Source organism: Actinoallomurus acaciae (assembly GCF_042429965.1).
GTDB lineage: Bacteria > Actinomycetota > Actinomycetes > Streptosporangiales > Streptosporangiaceae > Actinoallomurus > Actinoallomurus acaciae.
This window is the reverse complement of record NZ_JBHLZP010000002.1, coordinates 1-23,559: the sequence shown is the minus strand read 5'-3', so window position 1 is coordinate 23,559 and position 23,559 is coordinate 1. Positions and strand designations below refer to the sequence as shown.

Genomic DNA, 23,559 nt, shown 5'->3' with positions numbered 1-23,559 from the left:
ATCCCTGCGCGACCCGACGGTAGGACACGGCCGCGGTGTCCTACCGTCGGAGGCGGTCGGCGGTGTCCTACCGTCGGATGCGGCGGTCAACCCCTTGCGAGGAGTTCGCGAACAGCGGGTGCGACCTCGGCGGCGAAGCGGCGGAGGAAGTCGGGGGAGTCGGCCCGGTACAGGAAGAACGTGTCGATCTGCCCGGCCAGCACCAGCTCGGACAGTTGCTGGACCCAGGCCGCGGGCGGTCCCTGGAGGAAGCCGGAGCCGGCATCGAACGCCCCCTCGATGTTGTAGCCGCGGCGGATGCTTCGCGGCGACCGGCCGGTGGTCCGCGCGGCCTCATCGATGATTCGGTCGGCGTTGGGCAGCGCCTCGGGCGGGAAGAAGGGGGAGCTGGAGATCCAGCCGTCGCCGACGGCGGGACCGCCCTCCGCGAGGATGGACTCCCACAGCTGCTGCGTTCCGGCGCCGAGCCCGAGCTCGAACCGGCCGTCACTGAGGACGTCCAGGCCAGCGGCGGTCCTGGCGGGCGGCCGAAGCGGCAGGTTGAGCAGGCTGGGCATTACCGTGATCCGCCGGGTCCCGGCCACGATGGCGGACAGCAGCGCGATGGTGTCCAGGCGCTCGGGTCAGTACGGGTGGTCGGACAACGTGACGACGTCATGGCCGAGCCGCGGGTCGGACCATCGGTTACACGCCGCGGAAGACAAACACGGCCGGTTGGTTCGAGGATGATCCGGTGTACTGGCACGAGTCGGCGCGGCCCTGACGGAAGGGGGCGACGCCTCCCGGTGAGGACCACACGGAAGATCCCGGACAATGAAATGTAAATGGTTACGCGGATCAATCTCCCCATAAAGGCGTCTGGTATAGGAGGATGATTTGATGCGGAATAAATTAGCATCGGCGTTAAGTGTCGCGCTGGTGGCCATCTCATGCCCGGTCAGCTTCGCGCCTCTAGCGGGAGCCACTCCCGTCAGCGCGCAGGCAAACGCGACACAGTACTGCATGCATACCGACGACAAGGACCCCGGGGGCAGGGTCACAATAAAGGCGCCTCAGATGGCAGCGTCTACAATCTGGGCGAACGCCACGACATAAAATTCCTCATTTGCCGGTACAGCGGCGTGGGTTGTTCAGCAGGTTGGCCTAGGAGTGAGACTTCGTTTCATTTGGGTCGGTGGGGTTCTGTCGTGTCGATGGTGGAACGCCTGGTCCCGGATGAGTTGTGGGAGTTGTTCCAGCGGGTGGCGCCGCCCAAGCCGACCCGGCCGCAGGACGGCCGGCCCGGCCCCCGACCACCACCGTGTCCACATCGGCCATGGTCCGGGTCCTGCCCCGGCGGTCCGGGATTGCGCCCTCGAAGCGACGGCCGGTCAGTCGTGAAGCGATTCCTCGGTGACCAGGGGCCGGCGCGCCGCGCCGCCGAGCATTCCTGCCGCGGCCAGTACCGCGGCGACGAGCGCGGAGATCCCGCAAACGACGTAGCCGATCGCGTACGCGTGGTCGAGGGCGTGGAAGGCGACGTTCTGGATCGGGTTGCCCGCGACTGCGTTGGCGCCGAGCGGTCCGGAGTTCACGGCGCCGACGGCCTCGGGCGGTGCGCTCGCGGTGAACTTCTCCATCGCCGCCTGCAGCGCGGAACTGGTGTGCAGTTTGTGCTGTATCTCGGAGGCGGCCGTGCTCAGCGCGATCGCGGCGATGACCGCCGGGCCGAGCGTGAAGCCGAAGTCGCGCAGCTGGCTGGTCGTGCCCGAGGCCATGCCGGCGAGGTGGTTGGGCACGGTGTTGACCGCGACGGCGGTCACGCCGGAGAGCGCGAACGCGAATCCGACGCCGACCACGACCAGCGGCGCGACGATCGGCCACAGGGACCGGTCGACCGCCGACTCGGCGGCGATCCAGAAGTCCCCGGCCGCGATCAGCAGGAAACCGGCGCCCAGCGCCCAACGCGGGTTGTACGAGTGAATCGCCTTCGCGGTGACCGGCATGAGCACCAGCGCGAAGCCTTGCAACAAGACGAACGCGACGGCCGTCTCCAGGGGTGAGAACTCCTGGATCGCGGCCAGCCGGATGCTGGTGGAGTAGGCGGTGCCCAGGAAGGCGAACATGCCAAGCACCGTCACGAGGGAGCTCACCGCGAAGGCCCGGTTGCCGAACAGGCTCAACCTCAGCAACGGAGCCGGCGACCGCCGCTCGGCGGCGATGAACGCGGCGAAGAAGACGACGGCGACGACGAAACCGCCGATCACCAGCGGACTCGACCAACCACTCGTGGCGCCCTGGATGACGGCGAACAGGAGGGCGAACAACGAGACGGCGACGGTGACCTGGCCCGGCCAGTCCAGCGACCGGCCCTCGGGTGCGGAGGAATTCCGGGCGGTCACGGCGACGGCGGCGCTTACCAGGGCGAGGACGAAGACCGCGACGAAGGCCCAGCGCCAGGACGCCGTCGGGTCCTCGCCCCAGGACATCTTGGTGACCAGCCCGCCCAGGAGCGGAGACACGAACCCACCGGACGACAGCGCGGCGGACCAGATCGCGATGCCTCGCGCCCGGTCCCGCGCCGTGTGGGTTCCCGCGGCCACCATCGCCAGCGAGGTGGGGAAGAGGACCGCCGCGCCGATTCCGGTCAGCGCCTGCCCCGTCCACAGCGTGGCGATGGCCGCGGTGTTCGAGGTGCCGGCCGACGGCGTGAGCACGCTGATCAACTCGCCGGCGGCCATGAGCAGGCTGCCGCCGATCAGCAGGCGCTTGCGGCCGAAGAGATCGCCGAGGGCACCGAAACTCAGCTCGAGCAAGGTCACCGGCACGAGGAAGGCGTCGGAGATCCAGGTGAGCTGCGCAGAGGTGGTGTGCAGGTCCTGCTGGAACAGACCATTGAGGACGGCCGGGATGGCGAGCCCGACCTGCGCCACCAGCACCGCGAGGGCGGTGGCGACGCGGGTGCCGGGGGCGAGGAAGGGGGTGGTGATCGCATGCCGGCTGGCCGGTGCGGCGGTGAGATCGCTCATTGCGTCTCCAGGAACGGAGGAGCCCGGATGCTGCCAACGTGAACTGTGTCACGCACCACTATTTATGTACAGGTTTCCTGGTTTTTCTCCATAGCGCCGCGATCGGGGAAGATGAACGGGTGACCGACCCCGCCACCTCCGGCGACGACCGCGCCACGACGCGGCCGTCCCTGCTCTATCTGGTCAAACAGCTGGAGCTGGCCGTACGCTCCCGGCTGGACGAGGTGCTGCGTCCGGCGTCCATCACGCCGTTGCAGTACACGGCGTTGACGGTTCTGGAACGCCGGTCGGACCTCAGCACGGCCGAGCTCGCCCGCAACGCGTTCGTGACCGACCAGAGCGCCGCCGACATGGTCGGCGCCCTCGAGGGCCGCGGCCTCGTCCTGCGGCACCCCGATCCGCGTGACCGGCGGCGGCGGGTGCTGCGGCTCACCGGCGAGGGCCGGGAACTGCTCGATCACGTACGCGCGGACGTGGACGCCGTGGAGAAGCGGATGCTGGCGCCGCTCGCCGCCGACGAGGTCGACGACCTGCGCCGCTACATAGCCGCCTGCCGCAGCGCCCTGGCGAGCTCACCTCCGCACTGAGACGGACACCGGCCCACGCCAGGAGAATCCGTCCACCGCAGTCGAACGAGTGGTACCTCAAGGAGGCGAGGCCGCACCGACCGGTGCGCCTACGGGCTCCAGCTCCCGCCGGCCCCACCGCCGCTACGAGCGACTCTCCGACCACTTCCTCCTTGAAGTCGATGCGGCAGCGCACGGCCTCGGCGGCATCGCGGTCGGACAGTCCGAACAGGAACTGCAGCACGCTCACCGTGGCCAGCTGGGCGGGCGAAAGCCCGGGACGCCCGTCGCGCGGGTACCCGTCAGCGAAGTCCTCGTCTCTCCACAGGCCCTCAAGGCGGTCGCGCACCCACATCGCCGTCGTGCCACGTGGATTGCTGGCACGAGCCATCCACACGGTGAGTTCGGGAACTTCCACTGCGATCCGGAGACGAACCGACACCCGACCACCCCGGGGGAATGACCGACCTCTCCAACCCTCGGTAGCTTGCCGGTTACCTACCGGTCACTCTTCCCAGCGCACCAAAGATCCCCAAGATTCCCGACAGAGCCAAGCTGAGATCCACGCGACCAAGCGGGGCGGTCCCGGCGGAGATCAATGTTGTGGAGGTCTCCCGGTAGTTCCGGCGACCGGTTGCCCGTCGCTGATGTGAGAAGTGTGTCGCTGAGGTATGGGTCACGCGCCGCTGTCGCTGAGCATCCAGACTCGTCGGAGTGGGAGCACGGTGCGGATCTCTTCGGGAAGGCGATCATAGGTGCGCAGTACCGCGTCGACGACGTCGGCTGCTTCCCAGACCCGGACACGCAGCTGGTGGTTCTTCAGTGCGTCGCGGGCTGGCTTGGACAGGCCGCCCCAGGCGACCAGAAGGCCTTGTTCCGCGCCGTGGGTCGTCATGACGCCCTGCAACTGGGTGACGACGGGTGCTCCGATCTGGCCGCCGGATTTAACCTGGACTAGCAGGCGTGGGCTGTCGAGGCCGAGAGGGCCGCGGCCGGCGGTTATGTCGATGCCGCCGTCAGGGCCAGGAGGAGCTTGGTCGCAGTAGAAGCCTTCGGCGGTGAGGATCGCGGTGATCAACGTTGCCAGTGCATGCCCGGTGAACTCCTCGGCAATCCGTGCACTGATCTGGTCACGGGCGGCTTCTTCGATATCGGCGGCGAGTTCGGGCACGTCAAGCGAGGTCCCTGCGAGCATACGGGATCCAATGAGGCCGACGGCCGTCATCGTCGGCCACGCCGTACTGATCCAGTTGCACCCTCACCTCTGCGAGAGGCTCGGATCAAGACCGGCGGACGAACGAGGCTTGGTTGCTCGGTGTTTGCTCGTACGCCGCGGTACAAGCCGGCAGGACCCGACACCGGAGTGGAGTGGTTGAGGGAAGACGGAGCAATGGGCGCGAATAAAATGGCACGCAGCGACATCAAGCGTCATTATTCGGTACGCCCATCCCTAGACTGAACCAGGCGATTCCTCCGCTGCTGTGGACTTTTAATCCATAGGTTCCGGGTTCGAGCCTCGGGCGCCCTACCACTCCTCCGGCCGCTGACCTGCGGTTGCGCGCCTTATAATGATCATCTCAACGTCGTTGTAGATCTCTGGCTGCTCGTTGGTCGCTCGCGAGGCGGATCTGGGGCCTGATGAGCATTGGTGTCGTCGTGGCGGGCAGGCACCGCTCGGGCCGCCCGCCAGATCGAGATGCCTGCCAAGACCACCCCTGACGACCATCTCAAGTGGGCACGGCAAGGCGCACGGGGCGCGTTGACCTGCTCTTCCAGGTGTTGACCGAACGTGAGGAGAAGGCCGGCGTCGCCTCCAACGAGAGCTTCGGCGGCTGGACCAAGACCTTCACCGAACCCCGACTCTGCGCCACCACCATCGAGACCGGCACCGACTCCTACCGTCTGGCCCAGACTCGTGCCCGCCAAGCCGCCGAACACGCCTAACCACGATCAGCCGACCCGCCGAGCACGAACATGAGGTGCTCGTGTTCGCCATGCCACAGCGTCTCAGCGCGCTGGAAGCCCAGCTTCTCCAACAACCGTACCGACCCGGTGTTGCCTACGAAGGGATCGGCATAGAGCGGGCGGGCCTTCTCCCGCTGCAGAAAGAGCGTCAGTGCCTTGGTGCCGACGCCTCGTCCCCAGTGCTGCCGGGCAAGCCAGTATCCGAGGAAGCGCCGATCCCGTTCCGACCAGGCCACAATATGGCCGGCGACGTCGCCATCCACGGTGACCGTCTGCACGAAGACAGTGGCATCTCCCAAGATCGTGGCCCAGTGGGTCATGAATCTCTCCCGGTCCCGCCGGGGGGTGAACATCGATCGCCGAACCGCCTCCGCATCGTTCTCCTGCTCGAAGAACCGCTCCAGGTCCTCTTCCTTGACATCCCTCAGCCGCACATCGTCGCTCATGCTCGGGAAGTCTGGCACCAAGCACCGACAACCCAGGCGCCGACCAGACGGCCTCACCTCGCCAGGTGGGGCCAATTCTCGTTCGTCGAACGCCCTTCCAAGATCGCTAAGTGGAGCCAACCCAAGCTCGTATCCGGAGCCAGGTGTCGTTCGTCGAGTCAGGGCTGCTGCACGGTTCTCACAAGCCGATGAGGGCGGCGGTGTCTTCGGGAGAGTTCGGGGTAGGCGCTGGTGACGTGTCCGAGGGTTTCTTGGACGATTTTGATGTCGATGCCGGCGGCGAGCGCACGGACGGTGCGAACCCCTGTGGGGCTTGTGGTGGTTCGGGTTCGTACGACGGAGCGGCGCGACAGGCCGGGCAGGCGTCTGGTTTTCAGGTGGTTGCGGATGGTCATGGCTGCTGTTTGGCTTCCGGCCGTGACCAAAGACAGCGGCGGCGCGTCTGCCGCCTCCCGGATCTGGGATCGGCTACGCCTTCGTCACCCGTGGCTGGACCACGCGTTCCGGGCCGCCGAGTCGTACGGCGCGCATTATGGCGACTATTACGCGGCCGCCATCACCTACTTCAGTGTCCTGTCCCTGGTACCGACACTGATGGTGGCGTTCGCCGTCGCCGCGATCGTGCTTGCCGGAGATCACGCGTTGTTGGGCCGGCTGCAGGCCGAGATCGGCACTCAGGTACCCGGTGCACTCGGCGATCACCTCAACCTGCTGGTACGGAACGCGGTCGACGCCCGTGGAACGGTCGGCGTCATCGGGCTCGTCATCGCCCTGTATTCGGGGATCGCCTGGATGACTCATCTGCGCGACGCGCTGACCGAGCAGTGGGGTCTGGAGCGGCCGAGGCTGCCGCGGGTGTCCACCGCACTGAAGGATCTGCTCGCCCTGATCGGTCTCGGTGTGGCCCTGACGGTTTCATTCACGATCACCGCGGCCGGCGGCGCCGCGGGTGCCCTGCTGCTGCGGCTGGCCGGGCTGGCCTCGGACGGCTGGGCCCGGCCGCTGCTCACCCTCGTGACCGTGCCACTCGCGCTCATGGTGAACTGGCTGATGTTCTCGTGGGTGATCGCTCGGCTGCCCCGCCATCGGGTGGGCTTGCGAATGGCGGCGCGCGGCGCATTGCTCGCGGCGGTCGGTTTCGAGGTGCTCAAGCAGGCTGCCGGCGTCTTGTTGGCCAGGATCGCCCACTCGCCGACCGGTGCGGTGCTCGGCCCGGCGATCGGCCTGCTGGTGTTCGCCAACCTGGTAGCCCGGTTCCTGCTGTTCGCCACCGCGTGGACGGCCACCTCTCATCCGCGAACGCCCGCGAACGCGGACGCGGACGCGGACGCGGACCCGGACGCGGACCCGGACGCGGACCCGGACGCACCAGGAGCGGTGTCTCCGGAGTACGAAGCGGGGTCACGGTAGGCGTGTTCGGCCTTACCGCTTTCTTTCCTTTCCTCCTTTGAAGAGGTCGCGCCAGTCATCTTCGGACACGTCTATGTCGTACTTTTTGGCTGCCGCCTTGATTCGCCGCCAGGCGTCGTCGCGCTCCTCGTCGGTAACGCCTTCCACCTGGTCAAATCGCGCTATCGCGTTCCGGACGTGATCCGCGTCACCGATAGGCTCTTTGCGTTCCTTGGGGAAGGCGAACTCGGAGTCGGAGAGCCTGTCTCTCTCGGCGGTGCTCATGCCTTCCGAGCTCCGCGGAATGTGCTCTCCGTGGGCGCGCTCGCTTTGGACCTCGCGAGCCCTTTCAATATTGTGCCGTGCGGCCTCTTTCTGCTTCTTCGTTGACATGAGATTCTCCAGACTGCCATCCCGGCCGACAGGGCGGCCGGCGCCGGGAAACATCTTCCTTCGCTCACCTCTTGGTGGCCTTACCCGTGAGAGGAAGGTCAGGCCACGCGCGCCCGCCAGATTTCTGTCTGAATACTGCATCAGTTGCCACATCCGGCACTCCAGCGCTCCCGGCTCTCACCGGCCTCGCGGTGCGACTATCCGTGGCAGATGAGCGCGTTCGTGTGTCGACAGTGTGATACTCAGCCGGATGGCGTAGCGGTGGAGGCATCGTGCGAGTGGTACTTCGAATCGTCGTGGTGATCGTCCTCTGCCCCGCAGCCGCGTGCACGGGGAAAGTGGCGCCCGTGGCATCGCCCAGCGCGCGTGCGCCGGTCGCGTCGGGTAGCGGTGCCGCGTCACCCGGGCAGGTCGATCTCGACTGCTCTCCGATCGACACGGTGTCGTCGCCGGCCGGACCGCAGCGCGGCATTCTCGACGTCGTGGGGCTGGATACCACGTCTAGGCTGCAGGCCGGCAGGGCAGGTGGAGGCGACCCGCACCGTCTCTTCGCCAAGACCGGACTTCTCATCCATGCGGGGCGTGAGGCGACCCTGACCGTGCCGGAGAACTGGGCCGCCCGCGTCTCCATCGCCTGGGGCAACCACGCTCCCGAGTGGACCACTGGCTTGCACATCCCAGCCTGCCCGGTGCCACCTGGGGCCTCCGGCCGATGGCTGGTCTTTCCCGGCGGATTCTCCCTCGACAAGGCCGCCTGCGTACCCTTGCGGGTTCGCGCAGGCAAGGAGATGGCCACCGTCCACGTATCGGCGGGCGCTCGCTGCCGAGGCTGACCCCCACTCGGCCGGTTCGAGCGTCCGCTGCTCGGTCAGGTCGCCGAGCCGTGGACGAGGCCGAGAACCGTGGTCCACACACGACCGGGCGCGGAGCCGACGGGTTGCTCCATGCAGGGATGCGTGACCCTGCGGATTCCAGGGAAATGCCGCAGGCTTCTGGGCACTTGAGCGTTGAATGGAGCCTTGACCCTCGCATCCGCGCCTTAGGAGTCGTCATGAGGAAGCTGTCTCCTCGTCGTGTCGTCGCGGCTTTCGTCGCGATCTTCGCCGTGGCGTTTCTGTCGTCGTCGGCGGTCGCGGCCCCGGTACGGTCCGGCCATTCCCGGCCCGCTCAGGTCGTGGTGACCGGTCAGGTGCAGCACCGGCGCGCGTACACCGTCGCCGATCTTCGGCGGTTCCCCCAGCACACGGTCACCGTGCAGTTCGGCTCGTCCACCGGCACCGAGCAGCACACCTTCACCGGGCCGCTGCTCACCGACGTCGCGGCGGCCGTCGGTCCCCGGTTCGACGCGAACGTCAAGAATGACCAGTTGCGGTTCTTCGTCGCGGCGACCGGCGCCGACGGCTATCGGGCGATCGTGTCCTGGGGAGAGATCGATCCGGCCTTCGGCGCACGTCAGGTGCTGGTCGCCACTGCCCAGGACGGTGCCCCGCTGGACTCCGACGGCCCTCGCCTGGTCGTCCCGGGTGACGCCAAGGGCGGTCGTTATGTCAGCACGGTCGTGCAGCTCTACATCGGTGACGCCGATCACCTCATCCGCCGACGCTGAGGGCGTACGGGTACCCACCGTCAGGCCGTGCTCGAAGCCTGCGCCACCACGGGTCCGGGCGAGTGGTCACCGTCCGCCGGAGTTGGAACCGCTCGCCGCGATGCCGGCGGACAGCCATCGCATCGCCTGCCCGAACAGCTTCTCCGGTACGCCGGCGGGATCGAGCCGCCGCTGCCGGAGCAGACCCTGGAACAGCGCGAGCGCGATCGTGGTGACGTCCTCGGCGGAGACGTTGTCGCGTTCTCCGATGCGCTCCAGCGCGTCCCCCATCAGCCGCTCCATCCCGGCGCGCGGCTTTCGCAACTGGCCCAGAAGCGCGTCCGTCCTCTCCGGGTTGCGCACCGCGTACAGCCAGAACTCCGCGCGATTCGTTGAGCGTCGGGAGCTCGACCGGCCGGTCGTCAAGTCGGTCACATCGGGCGGAGCCGGTGGCCGGGTCCAGCACGATCCGCCCGGCGGCATCCTCGTACGCGTTGCCGACGTGGAACACATGACACGGGTCGATGGCGAACCACTGCACTCCGCCGCGGTCGTCCCGGCGCATGATCCCGAGCCGGGCCCCATGGTCGTCGTCCCACTCGAAGCCGACGAGTGAGCCGTTGAACGTCACCGGCAGGTCGAGCAACGGCGGAGGTTCGCCGTCGGGCTACCGGCACGCGTCCTCGGCCGGTGTGGAGTGTCACGGGTACGGGGTGGTCAGAGCGATGTGTGCCGGTAGACGACAGCGACCGAGACGCAGGCGAGTACGCCGTTGACCGGGGCGCAGAAAGTGGAGTTCCGCCAGGGTGCCTCGGCCGGCCGGGCCCCCGGGCCGACGAGCCGGTAGGCGGTCGCGCTCCACGGGTTCTTGAGAGGCGGCCGGTCGAGGCGTCCGTCGAGACCGGAGGAGGACGGGTCCCGGGGGGCCGGGTTCGGCCGCGGGACGAGCGCGGCCCAGTGGGTGCCGTTCCGGCCCTCGGTGGGAGCGACGGTGAGCGGCCGGCCACGTCCCCGTACACGGACCTCGCCGTCGGGTTCGGCGACCCGCAGTTGGACACCGAGGTACGGGCCGAGCAGGAGCCGGGCGAGACCGCCGACGTCGTGGGCGGCGGGGTCGGTCAGGCGGCTGACGATCTCTTCGGCGTCCCGCTCCCCCTCGCCGGACCGTGGCCACGCGACCGAGTCCAGGACGTCCGGGCGCTCCCGCACCAGCCTGGCCAGCCCCCGGCGCAGTCCGGCGGCGGTGTCGGCGTACGTGGCGCGGTCGATCATGATGCCGCCGCCCGCCGCGGCCAGCACCGCGCTGAAGATGGAGTCGGCGCCGTGCGCCGTAGGAACGACGCTCAGCTTTTCGGTGTCGGCGACCTGCTTCTGCTCGTCATCGAGCACGGCCGGCTCGCCCGCCGGCACCGTGGCGCCGAGGTGGACCGTCTCGTCGGCGCGGACGTCGGCCGGCGACCCACCGGACTCCGGCAGCACCGCGGCCCAGGCGGACGATCCGGCGCCGAGGGAACCGGCACGGGCCAAGACGACGTCGCGGGCACCGGCATCGGCCTGGTACGCGTGGACACGCCCGTCGGGCTCGACGACCTTGAGGGCGACATCGGCGCTCGCGGCCAGCAGCGCCGGTGCGAGCAGCCGGGTCATCTCCGCCCAGTGGCCGGGCTCCTCGACGGCGTCCGCGATGTACGTCGCCGCCGCGCCGGTCTCGAGATGCCAGGCGATCTGGTCGTACACCGCCTTCGGGTCCAGCTTCGACAGGTCGTGGCCCAGGAACTCCTCGATGATGCGTTCCTCGGCCGCGACCTGGAAGGCCGCGCGGGCGAAGGTCCCCAGGCCATCCGGCCCGGCGGCCCTCTCACGTGCCGACGCGGCCAGGGCCTGACGCAGGCGCGTGGCGTCGGTGATCTCCGCACCGTTGACCGTGAGCCGCCCGCCGGCCGCGGTGATCGCCGACTCGAAGAAGGATCCGTCTCCCGGCCGGAACGGGGCGAAGTGCCGCCCGTTCTCGCGCGCCCACTCGTTCTGGGCCTCGCTCGCCTCCGGCGCCCCGTCCGTGGCCGAGGCATGCGGGGCGGCGGCGATCGTGGTCCCGGACAGGTCGTCGCCGTCCCAGCCGACGGCCGAGCCGAACGACTCGGGCAGCACGACCTGCCCGTCCTGGCCGATGAACAGTGCCAGCCCCGGTGCGTTCGCCGACGCGGCCATCTCCGGTGAATAGACGCCCACCCGGCCCGCTGGGGACTCCGGGCCGAACTCCGCCAGCCCGAGCCCGCCGGTGGTGGCCGCCGCGACCCAGGTGCGCCCGCCGCTGACGAACATCGCCGCGCCGTTCGACGGGACCTCCCGGACCAGCTCACGAAGCGACGGAGCCACCACCCACTGGTCGGCCCGCATGCCGGCCCGCCCCGTCCCCGCGGATACGGAGGCCGGACGGATCCCGCCCCGCCGCTCGAACAGCGACAAGGTCAGCTCGACCGCGGAGGCGAGCCCGAGCCCCGCTCCGACCGTACGCACATCGCGCGGGGACGCTCCGGCGGGAGACGGCGAGCCGGCCGTCGTCGTGAGGTCGTCGAAGCTCCACCGGCCGTCCGTCTCGGTCGCCCTGCCGGTGCCGGTCTTCAGCCAGCCCGCGCGGATCGCGGCCAGCCGATCGAGAACGGGGTCGTTCGCGGCGGGCGTCGCGGTGAGAGCGGCTCTGTGGGCGTCCGCCGCCCGGCCGAGACGGACCAGCACCGGATCGGACATGTTGGGAGCGCCGAGGGGCGAGCCCGCGGCGAACCGGGGCGTCGCCTGCGGCAGCGCCGCCCACCCCCGTGCCCCCTGCCCCGCATCGGGCAGGGGTGTGACGTACACCGGCCGGCCGTCCCCGTACCGGCCGATCGCGCCGGTGCCGTAGACCGTCCGCACCGACAGGCCGAGCCGGTTCAGGAAGTACGGCGCAACCGCTTCGGCGAGCTCCGGCCAGCTGTCCGGGTCGACGATGGCGGTCCGGATGTCGTTCAGGGCCTCGCCGCCCTCGATCCGCGCGGCGGTGTCGTCCGCGCCGAGCGGCCCCGGCCCCTGCCGGCGTTGCCGGTACAGCGCCTCGTAGGTCGTGTACACGACCAGCCAGAGATCGGTGACGTCCCCGGAGACCGGGTCCTCGCCCGCGGCCTGCTCGATCTCGCGCACCAGCAGTTCACGCAGTCGCGTCACATCGCCGACGAACCCCTGGCTCGTGTTGAACCCACCGTCCGCGGCCCGCAGCACGGCCCGGAAGAAGGCGTCGGGGCCGCCGGCGACCTCGACGAACCGCAGGCGCCTGAGCCGCAACGTCTCCCGGTACGCCTCGCCGACGTCTCCCGGCACCAGTGCGCTCATGGCGGACGCGTCGTCGGCGGCGGGAGTGCTCCAGCCGCCGGCGACATCGGCCGGGCGGGTCCCGGCACCCAGGAAGCGCGGCGCTCCGGTCGGCGCGAGGCCCGCCCAGGCGCGGCCCTGGCCTCCGGTGACCCTCGCGATGGTGATGCCGGGCCCGGCACCGTACGAACGCGCCCGGCCGTCCGCGTCCACGACCCGCAGTGGCACCGACAGCGCATGGTGCGCGAGGGCGGGCAACAGCTCATCGATCAGGTCATCGCGGCCGCCGGTGTCGATCCGGGTGAAGATCTTCTGCCAGTTGTCGAGCAGATCCTGGTACGCCTCCGCGACCGCGGCATCATCGACCTGCCCGTCGGCTCCCGCCTTCGCCCGGGCGTACTCTGCGACGATCGCGTCGTCCGGGTCGTCGGCCCGGCCGCCCACCACCTTCTGCCGCAGCGCCCCGGGCTCGTCGAGGCGTTCGCCGAACTCCGTGCCGTGCCCGGCCGCCACCAACGCGTCGAAGAAGTCACCGCCGCCCCGCTGCCCGACGAATGTCATCCCGTTGCCCGCGGCCCAGCCGACCTGCGCGTCGGAGGCCGCCGGGACGTCCGACGTGCCGGGCTGCGGCTTCCAGGACCACGCCCTCAGCGCGCCCTCCCAGCCTCCGTGCGCCGGGACGGACTCCGGGCGTCCGTCCCCTGCATCGGCGGGAACACCCGTCTCCGGGGCGGTCGCCGCCACACTCGGCCGGACGGATGCCGCGGCGACGTCCTGAGGGTCGTCGAGAAAGGCCTTCACGGGGCGCCTGGGCCGAATGCGCGGGGGCGCCACACCACCGTCCGTCGCCGATGTGGCGGTCCCCCGGGTGGAGTGGGACCCGAGCGCGGTCGCCAGCACCTTCGAGATCGGGGCGTCGGGGTCGTCCAGCTCGGTGAGCACCGCCCGCAACCCGGTGGCCATCGCGCCGGAGGTGTCGGCCATGAAGACCTGAACGTCGCCTCCGACCTCGCGCGGGCCGGTCGTGTCGCCGGAGGCCGGTACCGCCGAGGTGGCGGCCGGAGTCTCGGCCGGAGGGGCCAGCGCGACGACCTGATCGCCCTTCACCGTGGCGTCGGCCGCGGCCGCCTGCAGGCATGCCGCAACGCTACGACTCGACTTACGCCACGCGATCGACATGCTGCCCCATTCCCGCGTCCACACCGACGGTACACATCAAAATGCGAGGCTAGCTAAATGCGCCAGGAAATGCGATCCAGACCACCGATACCGCCCTTTGGCACGGCAATTCTCAAAGCTGACGCCCAAGTTCTATCGCCCGGCACTTCGGCAGGCCAGTGTGGTCCGGCGAGGAGAAGGATGCGGCCGAATATTCTGGCACTCGGGTTCCTCGAGATGGCACTTGTGTTCTGTCATTTCAGACAGTGGGCCATGAGAAGATCTCCGACGGAGTCATGTGCGGATTCCGGCATTGGCGGAACTCATGACGCGGCGTCGCCGCTGCGCGCACCTGACCTGACGCCACCTGGCATCACATCCGCTTGACCGTCGCCGCGGGCGCGTACCCGATGCGCGCCCCGTACTCACCTTGAGGAAACTCCGCGTGTCCGAACCAACGCCCGAAGAGCCGGAGGAGCCGAAACGCCGCGACCTGACACGCGCCTTCAGTGCGGTCGTGCGGCCACCCGGTGAGAAGAAGAGCCTGTCCAGTTATCTCGTCACGATCGGCATGTCGGTCGTGCTGGCCGGCGCCGTGGCGCTGGCGGTGGGCGCCGTCGTGTTCCGCCCGCACGCCAAGGACAAGCCGGTGGCCGCAGCCGACAGGCAGCGGTCGAGATCGACGGATCCGTCCACCACGCCGCGCACCGTGAACCAGCAGCCTCCGGTCTCCGACGCCGATCCGCCGTCGGCCGGTGCACCCCCTGCGGCTCCCCCCGGGAAGCGCGCCAAGGGAGCCAAGGGCAACAAGAGCGACAGCGGAACCTCGGGCTCGGAGTCGAACGACAGGTCGGTGCACGGTCAGGCGAAGGTGATGGCCGCGGCCACCACCCATTTCGTCGTCGGCGACTCCTCGCACCGTTGTATCGATGTGGCCGGCGGCCGCGCCGTGAACGGCAACTACACCCAGATCTGGGACTGCCGTAGCGGCGCCCCGCAACAGCAGTGGTCGTTCGTGAACGGCACACTCCGATCGATGGGGATGTGCCTGACCGCGACCGGTGCCTCCGCCGGCGCCGCGCTGGTGATCGAGTCGTGCGACGGCGGCTCCTCGCAGTTGTTCAGGCTCACCAGCGCCTACGACATCGTGCACAGCGGCACCAACAAGTGCGTGGACGCCAAGGACAACAAGACGGCCGCCGGTACCCGGCTGCAGATCTGGACCTGCAACGGGCAGAACAACCAGAAGTGGCGGCTTTCCTGACGTCCCGAAAAATGGTCCCTTCCGCCACGAGGAAGGGACCATTTTCGCCTGGTGAAAGATCCTGCGCGATCAACCTGAACCGTTCATCGGCAATAAACCTCGAAGGACTGCTGTGTGGCGTAAATCGGGTCGAAGTCTCGGCGCTCAGGCGTGCCTGGAGGCCGTGAGCCTCGACGCCGAGATCGTCGACGGTGTCGTCGTCAGCGCGACCTTCAACTCCTCGCGATCGGCGCCCGTCGCGGTTCTCCCGGCTCCGGCACCCGACGCCGCGCCTGCCCGTACGACCTCGGCGAACGGTCCGGCTCGTCCCGAGGAGTGGCTGTCCGCGAATCGGCAGGTGCCGACGGCGGCCCTGGCGACAGAGCGGTTCGATCCGGCCCGCCGGCAGTCGGACCGGGAGGACGGGCTGCTCGCCGGCCGTGCGACCCTGATCCGCGCGAACGTACGGACGGTCCGGGCCACCGGCGGACAGTGGATCCGGGAGTTCACCCTGGCGCTCCCCGTCCTGCCCGCGGACCTGCCCGCCGCGGACGTCACCGCCTTTCAGGCCCGTCTCCAGGGCCTTCTCGATGAGCACGTCAACCGCGGATATCGCCTTCCTCGCTCAAGACAGCAACTGCACGTGTGGGTGACCCTGGTCCCGGTCGAGCACCATGGCGAGGGCATCGAACTCACCGCCTCCCGCACTCCGGCACGGGCCGATCAGCTCCACCTGGACCTGAACCACACCGACGGCGACCTGATCCACGAACTGCTGCACTACCTGGGCCTCCGCGACACCTCCCCAGATGCGAAGACGGTGTTCCGGCGGTCCCCGGGTGCGTCAGGCGTACGGACGACCGGCGTGATGGGCGTAACCGACACCGTCACGTCGGGCTCGGGCCTGCTCAGACGCGATCTCGCGGAGATCGAGGATGTCAGCGACGCCGGCCCCGTCATCCCCGAACGCCCGCTGCGTATCACCGGCGCAAACGATCGACGAACACCCTCGACGCCCGGCGGTGAGGTCGATCACCACCTGGCGCTTCTCCCCCCGAGCGCCCTGCGGATCGTCACCGACCCCGGCTCCCGGCCCGTCCATCCGGCGTCCCAGGCGCCCGGCGAAGATGATCAGCTGGGGCATTACTACGCGCTCGCCCCATCACTCGCCAGACATCTTCATCGGCTTGCGCCGCCCGACGAGCCGACGCATCTCAGTCAGGCGTTCGAAGAACGCGATGCCGAGGCGATGGTCAGCGCCTGGAACGCAGGAATCCATGCGGGGCTGAGGGTGACACTTCAAAATGTTACCGGGCTCGGCCGAATAATCGTTCCCGACAACATTTCCCACGGGAATCTCCACGCCATGATGGATGATCATATGCGGCGCAGGTTTCCCGAGCTGGAGGTGTTTCTCAGCCGACACCCACAGGAGCGGGGCGGCGACCAGGGCGAGTCTCCGGCCACGTGGACGTCCAGAGCCGAAGCCGCCGGCGGAACGCAATTCACCGTCGCCTACGACAGGACGATGCCCGGGGCCACGAGAGAAATCCTGGTCAGCCGTCTGAAGCGCGCGGTCACCCTGGTGCAGGCGGCGGGCTTTACGGTTCCCCGCTTTACCGCCTACCTACCCAAATACACGAGGTCCCTGCAAGTCGGCGTCGTCCATGGCCGACTCCAGGTCGCCGAGGCCGCGATACCCGAGTTCGAGAATACTCTCGGCGAGTTCAAATCCCCGAACTCTTTCGTACTCAGCCCCCTACTCTCCGCCCCCACATATCATGATAGACAACTCGATCCCACCAGATCCCACCATCTGGACCAGACGTTCGAAGAAAACGCAGTGGCCACCATCGTCCACGAGATCGGCCATTTCCTGCACTATGTTCAATCTCAACAGCTCTTTGTGGACATGTGGAACACCGCAATCACCGATCAGAACACCCTCACCCTGATACGAAGTTACAGCTCCTACGCGGGGCAAGCATCGTCACCACCTGTGGAATTTGTTGCGGAATGGTTCGTAGGACGTGTTTTCGACGTCCGGTTCGCCAATGAACAAGGATTCCAATATCTACAACAGGTCTACAACGACATGGGCGGCCCGGCTCCGAGCTCCCCGAGAACCACTTTCCCGGATCTGCCGCTCGATGCCGGCAAACTGCACCTACTGACCGCGCAGGTGAACGGCATTTTCGCGAACCAGCGTCTCCCGGGGATAAACCAGCAGGCGGTCCATGCCATCCATGACCAGCTGGACTCGTACCAGCGCCGCCAGCTGTTGTCGCACCGGGCCGCTCTGATCGCACAGGCGTTCTTCCAGCAGGCCGCCGCCACCGGCGGTGGGGGCGGCCAGGCCCACCAGGGCGGATCGCGGGGCCGCGGACAACACCACGGCTCTGCCAGACGCCGTGCGGGTGGTGGAAGGCCGCGCGGGGGGCTGCGCGTCGACGACCCCCTGGCGATGAGATGGCCCGCCGGCCACGAGATCGCGCTGGACGTCACCGCACGGGGCACCCGAGAGGACCAGAGCCGGCGAGCCATCGAGGACCGTCGTCCCTCGCCCCGCCTCGACGAGGCCGCGGCGACCTTCGAGGAGCCCGGCGCGAACGGCCGAACGGCCGAGACGACCTTCACGTTCCGGCGTTCGTTCGCGGCCGAAGGGCCGGATGGCACGGCGAGCGGGTCCGCGCCCGGCTCCTTCTCGTACGCGGTCACCTCGCTGGGCCGCATCATCCTGCCCGACGACCTGGAGCTGTCCGCCGACGGGTGGGTTCGACATGGCCCTGACTTCCTGCACGTCGCCCGGGGCGCCGTGCTGTTCGGCGACAGCGGCTGGATCGGCCGGGTGCGGAACTGGGACTCCCTGTCCGCGGCGCTCGACGTGGAGACGCTGCCGCACTACCGGGTGCACGCCGACGCCACGGCCCTCTTCCTGACCCCCGTGGACGGCGACGGCATGGCGGTCCGCGTCGGACCGCTCTCTCAGGGCGGCCTCATCGTCGACGACGACGGTTACCAGTGGAAGTTCAGTTCCCGCAGCGACGGCCGATTCTGCGTGGAGGTGGCCGAACTCCGGCTCCGCCGGCACGTCTCCGTTCCGAGCCGGACGACCTCGACGCAGGCACTCCCGTCACTGCGGCTGCTCCCTCGCCAGTCGAGACCGGCGCCCTGGTGAGGCCGCCCGGCCGTCCAGGAGACGGGAGGGTCCGGGGTCATGGTTCCGGGTGGATCGTCGGCGCGTGCGCCCCGCAGTTCCGGGGCGACCTCCGCCGTCAGGACCTCGTCGAGGTCGGCACCGTGGACGGCCGGAGGGCCGCCGTCCGAGGCGAAATATCTCCACCGGCCCGGCCGCCCGTTCCGCTCCGCCCGTACGGTCGTGCCCTGTCGCACGGCGTCCGCGGTGGCGAGGAGGTCGTGCCCGCTCAGCCGGGCGACCTCGGCCGCGAACGCCTCGTCGACGCCTCCCATGACCAGCAGGACCGGGCGATCGCCGAGGTCGTCCAGGCCGCGCAGGAGGGCGGCGAACCCGCCCGCGCCCAGACGGTCGGCGACCGGCGTGGTCCGCCGGGTGGCGGAGTCGTACCGTACGGAGGTCAGGAGGACGTTCGCCGTCTCCGGGTCGTAGTGGCCCGCGAGCGGATACCAGTCTCCGTGGCGAGGCAGCGCGAAGGCCGCCCGCAACCGGCGCGGCTCCTCGGCGGCCTCCGGGCTCCCCGGCGCCGGGGCGACGGCCGGGACGTGCGGCAGGTATCGGCCGTGCGGGGTGGGGATGCCGGTGGCACCGTCCAGCATCCGCAGGGCCAGCGCGGTCTCGGGGTCCAGGAGGACCTCGAGGGAGTCGTCCATCGTGTACCACTGCCCGATCCGTGCGGCTCCGTACGAGAGGTCCCGCCGCTCGTTGGCCGCGCTGATCGCGAGGCCGGCCAGCACGCCGGTCCGTACGCGTAGGTAGTGCGCCCTGCGCCGGAACGCGATCGGCCGTACGAGCCGTTCGCCGGCGGTTCCCCCGTGGTCGTGGCCCTGCCCGAGATACACCGACGGCTCGACCGGTACGAGGGGGTTCCCGCTCCTGGGCGCGAGCTCCGGGCCGCCGTCCGCCGACAGGCCGAACGTGCTGCCCGCCGCGTCCAGGAGGTCGTTCTCGGCCATGTGCAGCGACTCGGAGGTGAGCCGGGCGTCGACCCAGCCGAGGGGCCGGGGGTCATAGAGCCTGACCTGGACGGACAGTTCGCCACGCGCGTCCGTGGCCGGGCCGTCCTCGCGGACGAAGGGCGGGAAGACCTGCCCGTCGCCGAGGGACAGGTGGAGGCCGGACAGGAACTGATGGCGGCCGAGCACGGCGGCGTAGGCCTCGAACGGGACGCCGGTGGCGCCCATCAGCCGCCGCACGGCCGAATCGGCGGCGTCGCGGAACACGGCGATCGACTGGTCGAACAGGGCGCGCAGAGCGAGCGGATCGATGCCGCTCGGCACGACGCCGCGCGACAGGATCAGGTCGCGGTCGACGGGGAAGGCCGTCCGTCCCGCGTTCGTCAGCACCCGTTCGGGCGTCGGCCTCGCGGCGACCCGCCGTACGCGACGGTCGGCCCGTCCCGGAGACGGGGCGCGCAGCATCGCGGCCGGGATCTGGACGCGCTCCACCACCTCGACGTGGTCGGCGACCGCCACCGGCACCGGCGTGTCCGGATCCGTCACCAGGGCGAACCCCGGGTTCGCCAGGCCCAGTGTGATCACCTGTAGCGCCTTGGACGGGTTGTACCCGCGATGGACCGTCGCGCTGACGCGCAGCCTGCCGACATAGGCGTGCGTGTCCCCGACGATGGTGAGCACGTCCCGGGTCCGGAAGATCTCGCCCTGGGCGTTCGCGGCCTGCGCGAAGAAGTCGCTCTCGGCGACGGCTTCGAGGTAACCGCCCCGCACCACGCCGGAGACCGGCGGAATCCTCGCGGTCCCGGTGTTGCCGCCCACCGTGCGCGCCGACGTCACGCCGCGCCGGGCGACCCGGCGCCGGGTGTTGAGCCGGTACAGGGCGAAGTCACGGGCGCGGGTGTCCTCGTAGACGTAGTCCCCGCTCGGATCGGCGCGCAGGACCAGGCTGATCTGCTCGCTCATTCCGGGAAGCGAACGGGCCAGGTGCAGGACCAGGCCGGGGCCGAGGAGCGTGTCGCGGTGACCGAGCAGGGCACTCCGCTCCAGAATCGTGTGCAGGCTGGTCGGCAGGCCCGTGTACGACGCCGTCGGCGCGCCGTTCGCGATCGTCCACTGCCGGTGCAACAGCCGTCGGTCGACGACACCGAGCACGCGGCGGACCATGTCGAGCACCGGGTTGAGCCCGTCGGGCGTGTGCTGGAGCCCGGGCCATCCGAAGCGGTCGGAGGTGGAGATCGGCGGGACGTGGTCCGGCCTGAGCGTCTCCGGTACGCCGATCGGGCGTTCGATCCGTTCGCGCGGCACCGGCCGCAGCACCGTGAGCCCGCCGACCACGAGCACCTGCGTGGTCTCCTGCCGGAGCGACCACTCCCCGGCCGCGTTCGCGCTCCAGCTCGTCACCGTGACGTCCCAGAGCATCGTCCCCCGGTACGGCCGGTAGCCACGGTCCTCCTGGGTGAGCCAGCGGCCGGACAGCACCTCGTTGGACTCGATGCGCGTCTCGGCGACGTTGCGGTAGGTCCAGCCCCCGAACGGGCCACCGTCCTCCCGAGTGCCGGCGAAGTCGGCGCCGCCGGACGCGGTGTGCGCGGTGGACCGCCGCCCGGTGAAGATCACGGCGGGCTCGGAGTCCATGATGTCGGTCTCCCGCATCCGCACCCCGCCCGCCTGGCGGCGGAGGTCGTACGGCCGCCCCTGGAGGGAGACGACCGCGTGCCGATCGCCGACCACGCCGCCGTGGACGACGCTGGACGCCTGGACCGCGGTGCCACCCCACATCATCCGGCCGATGAGCTGGTCCTCGTTGATCATCACGTCCAGCGTGTCGGTGCGGGTACGCGTGGGGACGCCGGCCTCCTCCAGCAGCTCCGCGGTGACTCTCCACAGGTCCGCGACGCCGAGGACCTCGAGAGGCTGGTCGTCGGGCCGCAACGTCTCGGGGGCGCCGAGGGCGGCGGCCCACCGCGCCGGCACCGCCGGACCGGTGACCGGCCGCCGATGGACGACCGCGCGGTCCGGCCCGCCCGCGCCCCGCAGCCGGCGCGGGACCGTCTCTCCACCGGCCAGCGGACTGAGCCCTTCGGCGACCGCGTAGCGCATCAGGCCCGGTATCACCTGGTCGCGGCGGATCGCCGGCGTGACGAGACTGGGCCGTCCGCCCAGCAGGCCGCGCAGAGTGCCGAGGACCGCACCGGTCACGGTTCCGCCTGAGGCGGCCTCCGGCTCGAAGGTCAACTCCACACCGACGTGGTAGCGGGTACCGAACGTGAACAGCCGGACCGGCCCCTCGTACACGAATCCCAGCGAGGACCACGCTCCGGCGCGTGCGGTCAGCGCGGCGGACCGCGACCTGCCGTAGGCGTACTGGACCGGGAGGTTCGCACTGTGCAGGCGGAGGTTCAGCGGGCCGATCCGGATGTGACCGCCGCCGCGATAGGTCGTCTGGGCGCCCACCTCCTCGGTCGCGCCCAGATCGCCGTAGGAGATCGGGTAGTGGTCGATCCGCGCCCACTCGAGCCGGCTGCCGGTCCACTCCCCGCCCTGCTCGGAACCGACCCGTACGGTCAGCCGCAGTCGCCCGCCGTTGCCCTGGTAGAGGCGGGTGTACGACATGCGGTGACTGATCAGCTGACTCGTGTACGGCAGCGCGGCGGCCAGGGAGAAACGCTGGGTCAGCGCCCGCTCCAGCCGGTGGCGCTGCCGTGCCGTCGGCCGTCCGGCCCACGTCGCCAGCCGCGGGTCGCCGAACGCATCGTCGATCAGGTGCATCGCGGCGGGAATCACGCGCTCGAAGCCGCCGAGCATGTCGACGACCGACGGGCCCCGGCTGGCGCCGGTGGCGATCCCCGGTGGCGGTGTCCGGTCGGTCAGGTGCGGCCCGTCCGCCGGAATCGGCAGGCGGGCCCCTGCCGCGTACGGACCGAACCCGTCGAGCACCGCGCGCAGCTCACGCTCGAACCGGTCGGCCTCCCGCTCCGGCACCTCCACGTATCCGGTCATCCCCAGGGGGACGGCACCGACGGCGGCGGACAGCGAGGACCGGACGTCGGCGGAAAGGTCGATCTCAAGCCGGTAGACGCGCCGCCGCGACGGGTATCCGAGGTACCGCCAGTCCCCCGCGCCCATCGACGCGGCCAGGCTCCGGTCGACCGAGCCGCTCGCGCCGAAGGAGAAGATGGGCCCGATCGTCAGCGGCGTCCCGCGCACGGTGAAGGCCGGGAGGTCCGGGCCGAGCTGAACTCCCGAGGACACTCCGCCGCTCATCCCGCTGGACTCACCGGACCAGAACAGGTGCCGGGCGTCCTGCTGGACGTAGCCGTCGGCGGTGTCGACGCGCCGGACCGACCTCACCCGGCCCCGCAGGCGCACGGCCGCCCAGTCCTCATCCGGCTCGTTCACCCGGAACTCGCCGGACAGGTATCCGTGGCCGAGGACGTGCTGGTGCACCGCGAACAGCACCGACTCGGCGAACAGGTCGCCCACCGAACCGGTGAAGGCGGCGCCGGCGTTGGGAAAACGGCGTGTGATCTCGGCGGCCGCCGCGCCGGGCCCGCCGTCCGGGACGAGCGACTCGACGATCGTCGTGACTCGCCGCAGGACGCCGTGGAACGCCTCCGCCGTCTCCGGCCGGGCGTCCCGCGGCAGCTCGGCGACCATGGGCGTCTCGGGCGGGGGCCCCAGGTCCTCGGGCGACTCGTCCTCGGCGAAGGCGAGGGTCACGTCGACGGGTGCCGACGCGAGCCGTTCCGTACCGTCTCCGCCGGTGTACGTGACGGCCCAGCGACTGCCCGCCGCCGGTTCGTCCCGGTTCGCGGGGACGTCGAAGTAGGCGTACCGGTCGTGCCAGATCTGCTGGACCGTCGCGGTGACGGCGCCCTCGTACGAGCCGAAGGTCCGCGATCCACGGCCGGTGAGGGTCGGCAGCACGCCGACGCTCGGCAGCCACTTCCAGCCGGTGACGGCGCTGATCATGCCGCCGCCGGCCGTCTCGGGCGCGATGGAACGGCTGTTGACGACGTCGGTGAAGGTCGACGGCGTCATGATCTGGGGAAGGTCCAGCGCCTGGGAGGGCCGGGCCCCGACCCGCACCGACTGCACCTCCTCCGGCCGGCGGTAGACGGCGCCGTGCTCGCCGGTCAGCGGGCCGAGCACCAGCCGCACCGTGACCTGCCCGACGCGCAGGCCCTGAGAAGAGGCGAGCCGCCGTCCCGTCTCGACGGCGCCCAGCCGTGCGAACTCCGCCGCGAGCGCGTCCGTCACCGCGCGTCTCCGGTCCGGCGGCACCAGCGCCGCCGCCTGGTCCGCCAGCGCC

The 23,559-nt window shown here is 70.0% G+C and carries 14 protein-coding genes and 3 pseudogenes; 7 read left to right on the top strand and 10 right to left on the bottom strand.

Going from position 1 to position 23,559, the window contains the following annotated elements; translation table 11 throughout:
- Window positions 1–86: 86 nt before the first annotated feature.
- Entirely contained in the window at window positions 87–605 is a 519-nt protein-coding gene (locus tag ACFFNX_RS00670; RefSeq protein WP_378193517.1) for an LLM class flavin-dependent oxidoreductase, read from the bottom strand.
- A 582-nt stretch (window positions 606–1,187) separates the two neighbouring features.
- Here ACFFNX_RS00670 and ACFFNX_RS00665 point away from each other — a divergent pair.
- A pseudogene (locus tag ACFFNX_RS00665) lies at window positions 1,188–1,277 on the top strand (IS5/IS1182 family transposase); the annotation flags it as partial.
- Between the two features lie 93 nt (window positions 1,278–1,370).
- Here the strand turns inward: ACFFNX_RS00665 and ACFFNX_RS00660 are convergent.
- Entirely contained in the window at window positions 1,371–3,008 is a 1,638-nt protein-coding gene (locus ACFFNX_RS00660) for an MFS transporter (RefSeq protein ID WP_378193358.1), read from the bottom strand.
- Between the two features lie 119 nt (window positions 3,009–3,127).
- Between ACFFNX_RS00660 and ACFFNX_RS00655 the strand changes: the two genes are divergently transcribed.
- Window positions 3,128–3,595, top strand: a complete 468-nt coding sequence (locus ACFFNX_RS00655; RefSeq protein ID WP_378193355.1) for a MarR family winged helix-turn-helix transcriptional regulator — start codon at window positions 3,128–3,130, stop codon at window positions 3,593–3,595.
- A gap of 151 nt (window positions 3,596–3,746) precedes the next feature.
- Here ACFFNX_RS00655 and ACFFNX_RS00650 read toward each other — a convergent pair.
- A pseudogene (locus tag ACFFNX_RS00650) lies at window positions 3,747–3,965 on the bottom strand (transposase family protein); the annotation flags it as partial.
- A gap of 285 nt (window positions 3,966–4,250) precedes the next feature.
- On the bottom strand, window positions 4,251–4,745 hold the full coding sequence (locus ACFFNX_RS00645) for a restriction endonuclease (RefSeq protein ID WP_378193352.1): 495 nt from the start codon (window positions 4,743–4,745) through the stop codon (window positions 4,251–4,253).
- Window positions 4,746–5,350: 605 nt separating this feature from the next.
- Between ACFFNX_RS00645 and ACFFNX_RS00640 the strand changes: the two genes are divergently transcribed.
- Window positions 5,351–5,518 (top strand): hypothetical protein, encoded by a 168-nt coding sequence (locus ACFFNX_RS00640; RefSeq protein WP_378193350.1) that lies wholly within the window; start codon window positions 5,351–5,353, stop codon window positions 5,516–5,518.
- On the opposite strand, the gene ACFFNX_RS00635 is transcribed toward ACFFNX_RS00640, so the two are convergent.
- Window positions 5,515–5,985 carry a GNAT family N-acetyltransferase gene (locus ACFFNX_RS00635; RefSeq protein WP_378193347.1) on the bottom strand — a complete coding sequence of 157 codons (471 nt, stop codon included), beginning with the start codon at window positions 5,983–5,985 and terminating at the stop codon, window positions 5,515–5,517. The two genes, ACFFNX_RS00640 and ACFFNX_RS00635, sit on opposite strands and share 4 nt — an antisense overlap.
- Window positions 5,986–6,255: 270 nt before the next feature.
- Here ACFFNX_RS00635 and yhjD point away from each other — a divergent pair, with 270 nt between their 5' ends.
- Window positions 6,256–7,395 carry an inner membrane protein YhjD gene (gene yhjD / locus ACFFNX_RS00630; protein ID WP_378193344.1) on the top strand — a complete coding sequence of 380 codons (1,140 nt, stop codon included), beginning with the start codon at window positions 6,256–6,258 and terminating at the stop codon, window positions 7,393–7,395.
- A 12-nt stretch (window positions 7,396–7,407) separates the two neighbouring features.
- Here yhjD and ACFFNX_RS00625 read toward each other — a convergent pair whose 3' ends face one another.
- Window positions 7,408–7,920 (bottom strand): DUF6582 domain-containing protein, encoded by a 513-nt coding sequence (locus ACFFNX_RS00625; protein WP_378193341.1) that lies wholly within the window; start codon window positions 7,918–7,920, stop codon window positions 7,408–7,410.
- 194 nt (window positions 7,921–8,114) lie between these two features.
- Here ACFFNX_RS00625 and ACFFNX_RS00620 point away from each other — a divergent pair, with 194 nt between their 5' ends.
- Window positions 8,115–8,600, top strand: coding sequence for a hypothetical protein (locus ACFFNX_RS00620; RefSeq protein ID WP_378193338.1), 486 nt, complete (start codon window positions 8,115–8,117; stop codon window positions 8,598–8,600).
- Window positions 8,601–8,818: 218 nt separating this feature from the next.
- The gene (locus tag ACFFNX_RS00615; protein ID WP_378193336.1) at window positions 8,819–9,373 is read left to right on the top strand and encodes a molybdopterin-dependent oxidoreductase; all 555 of its coding nucleotides are present in this window, start codon (window positions 8,819–8,821) and stop codon (window positions 9,371–9,373) included.
- Window positions 9,374–9,439: 66 nt separating this feature from the next.
- Here the strand turns inward: ACFFNX_RS00615 and ACFFNX_RS00610 are convergent, their stop codons facing one another.
- The 3 genes and pseudogenes from ACFFNX_RS00610 to ACFFNX_RS00600 all read right to left on the bottom strand — a co-directional run bounded on the left by ACFFNX_RS00610 (window position 9,440) and on the right by ACFFNX_RS00600 (window position 13,873).
- Window positions 9,440–9,787, bottom strand: coding sequence for a hypothetical protein (locus tag ACFFNX_RS00610; RefSeq protein WP_378193522.1), 348 nt, complete (start codon window positions 9,785–9,787; stop codon window positions 9,440–9,442).
- 82 nt (window positions 9,788–9,869) lie between these two features.
- A pseudogene (locus tag ACFFNX_RS00605) lies at window positions 9,870–9,917 on the bottom strand (hypothetical protein); the annotation flags it as partial.
- Window positions 9,918–10,069: 152 nt separating this feature from the next.
- Entirely contained in the window at window positions 10,070–13,873 is a 3,804-nt protein-coding gene (locus tag ACFFNX_RS00600; RefSeq protein WP_378193333.1) for a hypothetical protein, read from the bottom strand.
- A 424-nt stretch (window positions 13,874–14,297) separates the two neighbouring features.
- Here ACFFNX_RS00600 and ACFFNX_RS00595 point away from each other — a divergent pair, with 424 nt between their 5' ends.
- Window positions 14,298–15,116, top strand: a complete 819-nt coding sequence (locus ACFFNX_RS00595) for a ricin-type beta-trefoil lectin domain protein (protein ID WP_378193330.1) — start codon at window positions 14,298–14,300, stop codon at window positions 15,114–15,116.
- 2,994 nt (window positions 15,117–18,110) lie between these two features.
- On the opposite strand, the gene ACFFNX_RS00590 is transcribed toward ACFFNX_RS00595, so the two are convergent.
- Complete coding sequence (locus ACFFNX_RS00590) at window positions 18,111–23,507, bottom strand: hypothetical protein (RefSeq protein ID WP_378193327.1); 5,397 nt, start codon at window positions 23,505–23,507, stop codon at window positions 18,111–18,113.
- Window positions 23,508–23,559 lie beyond the last annotated feature (52 nt).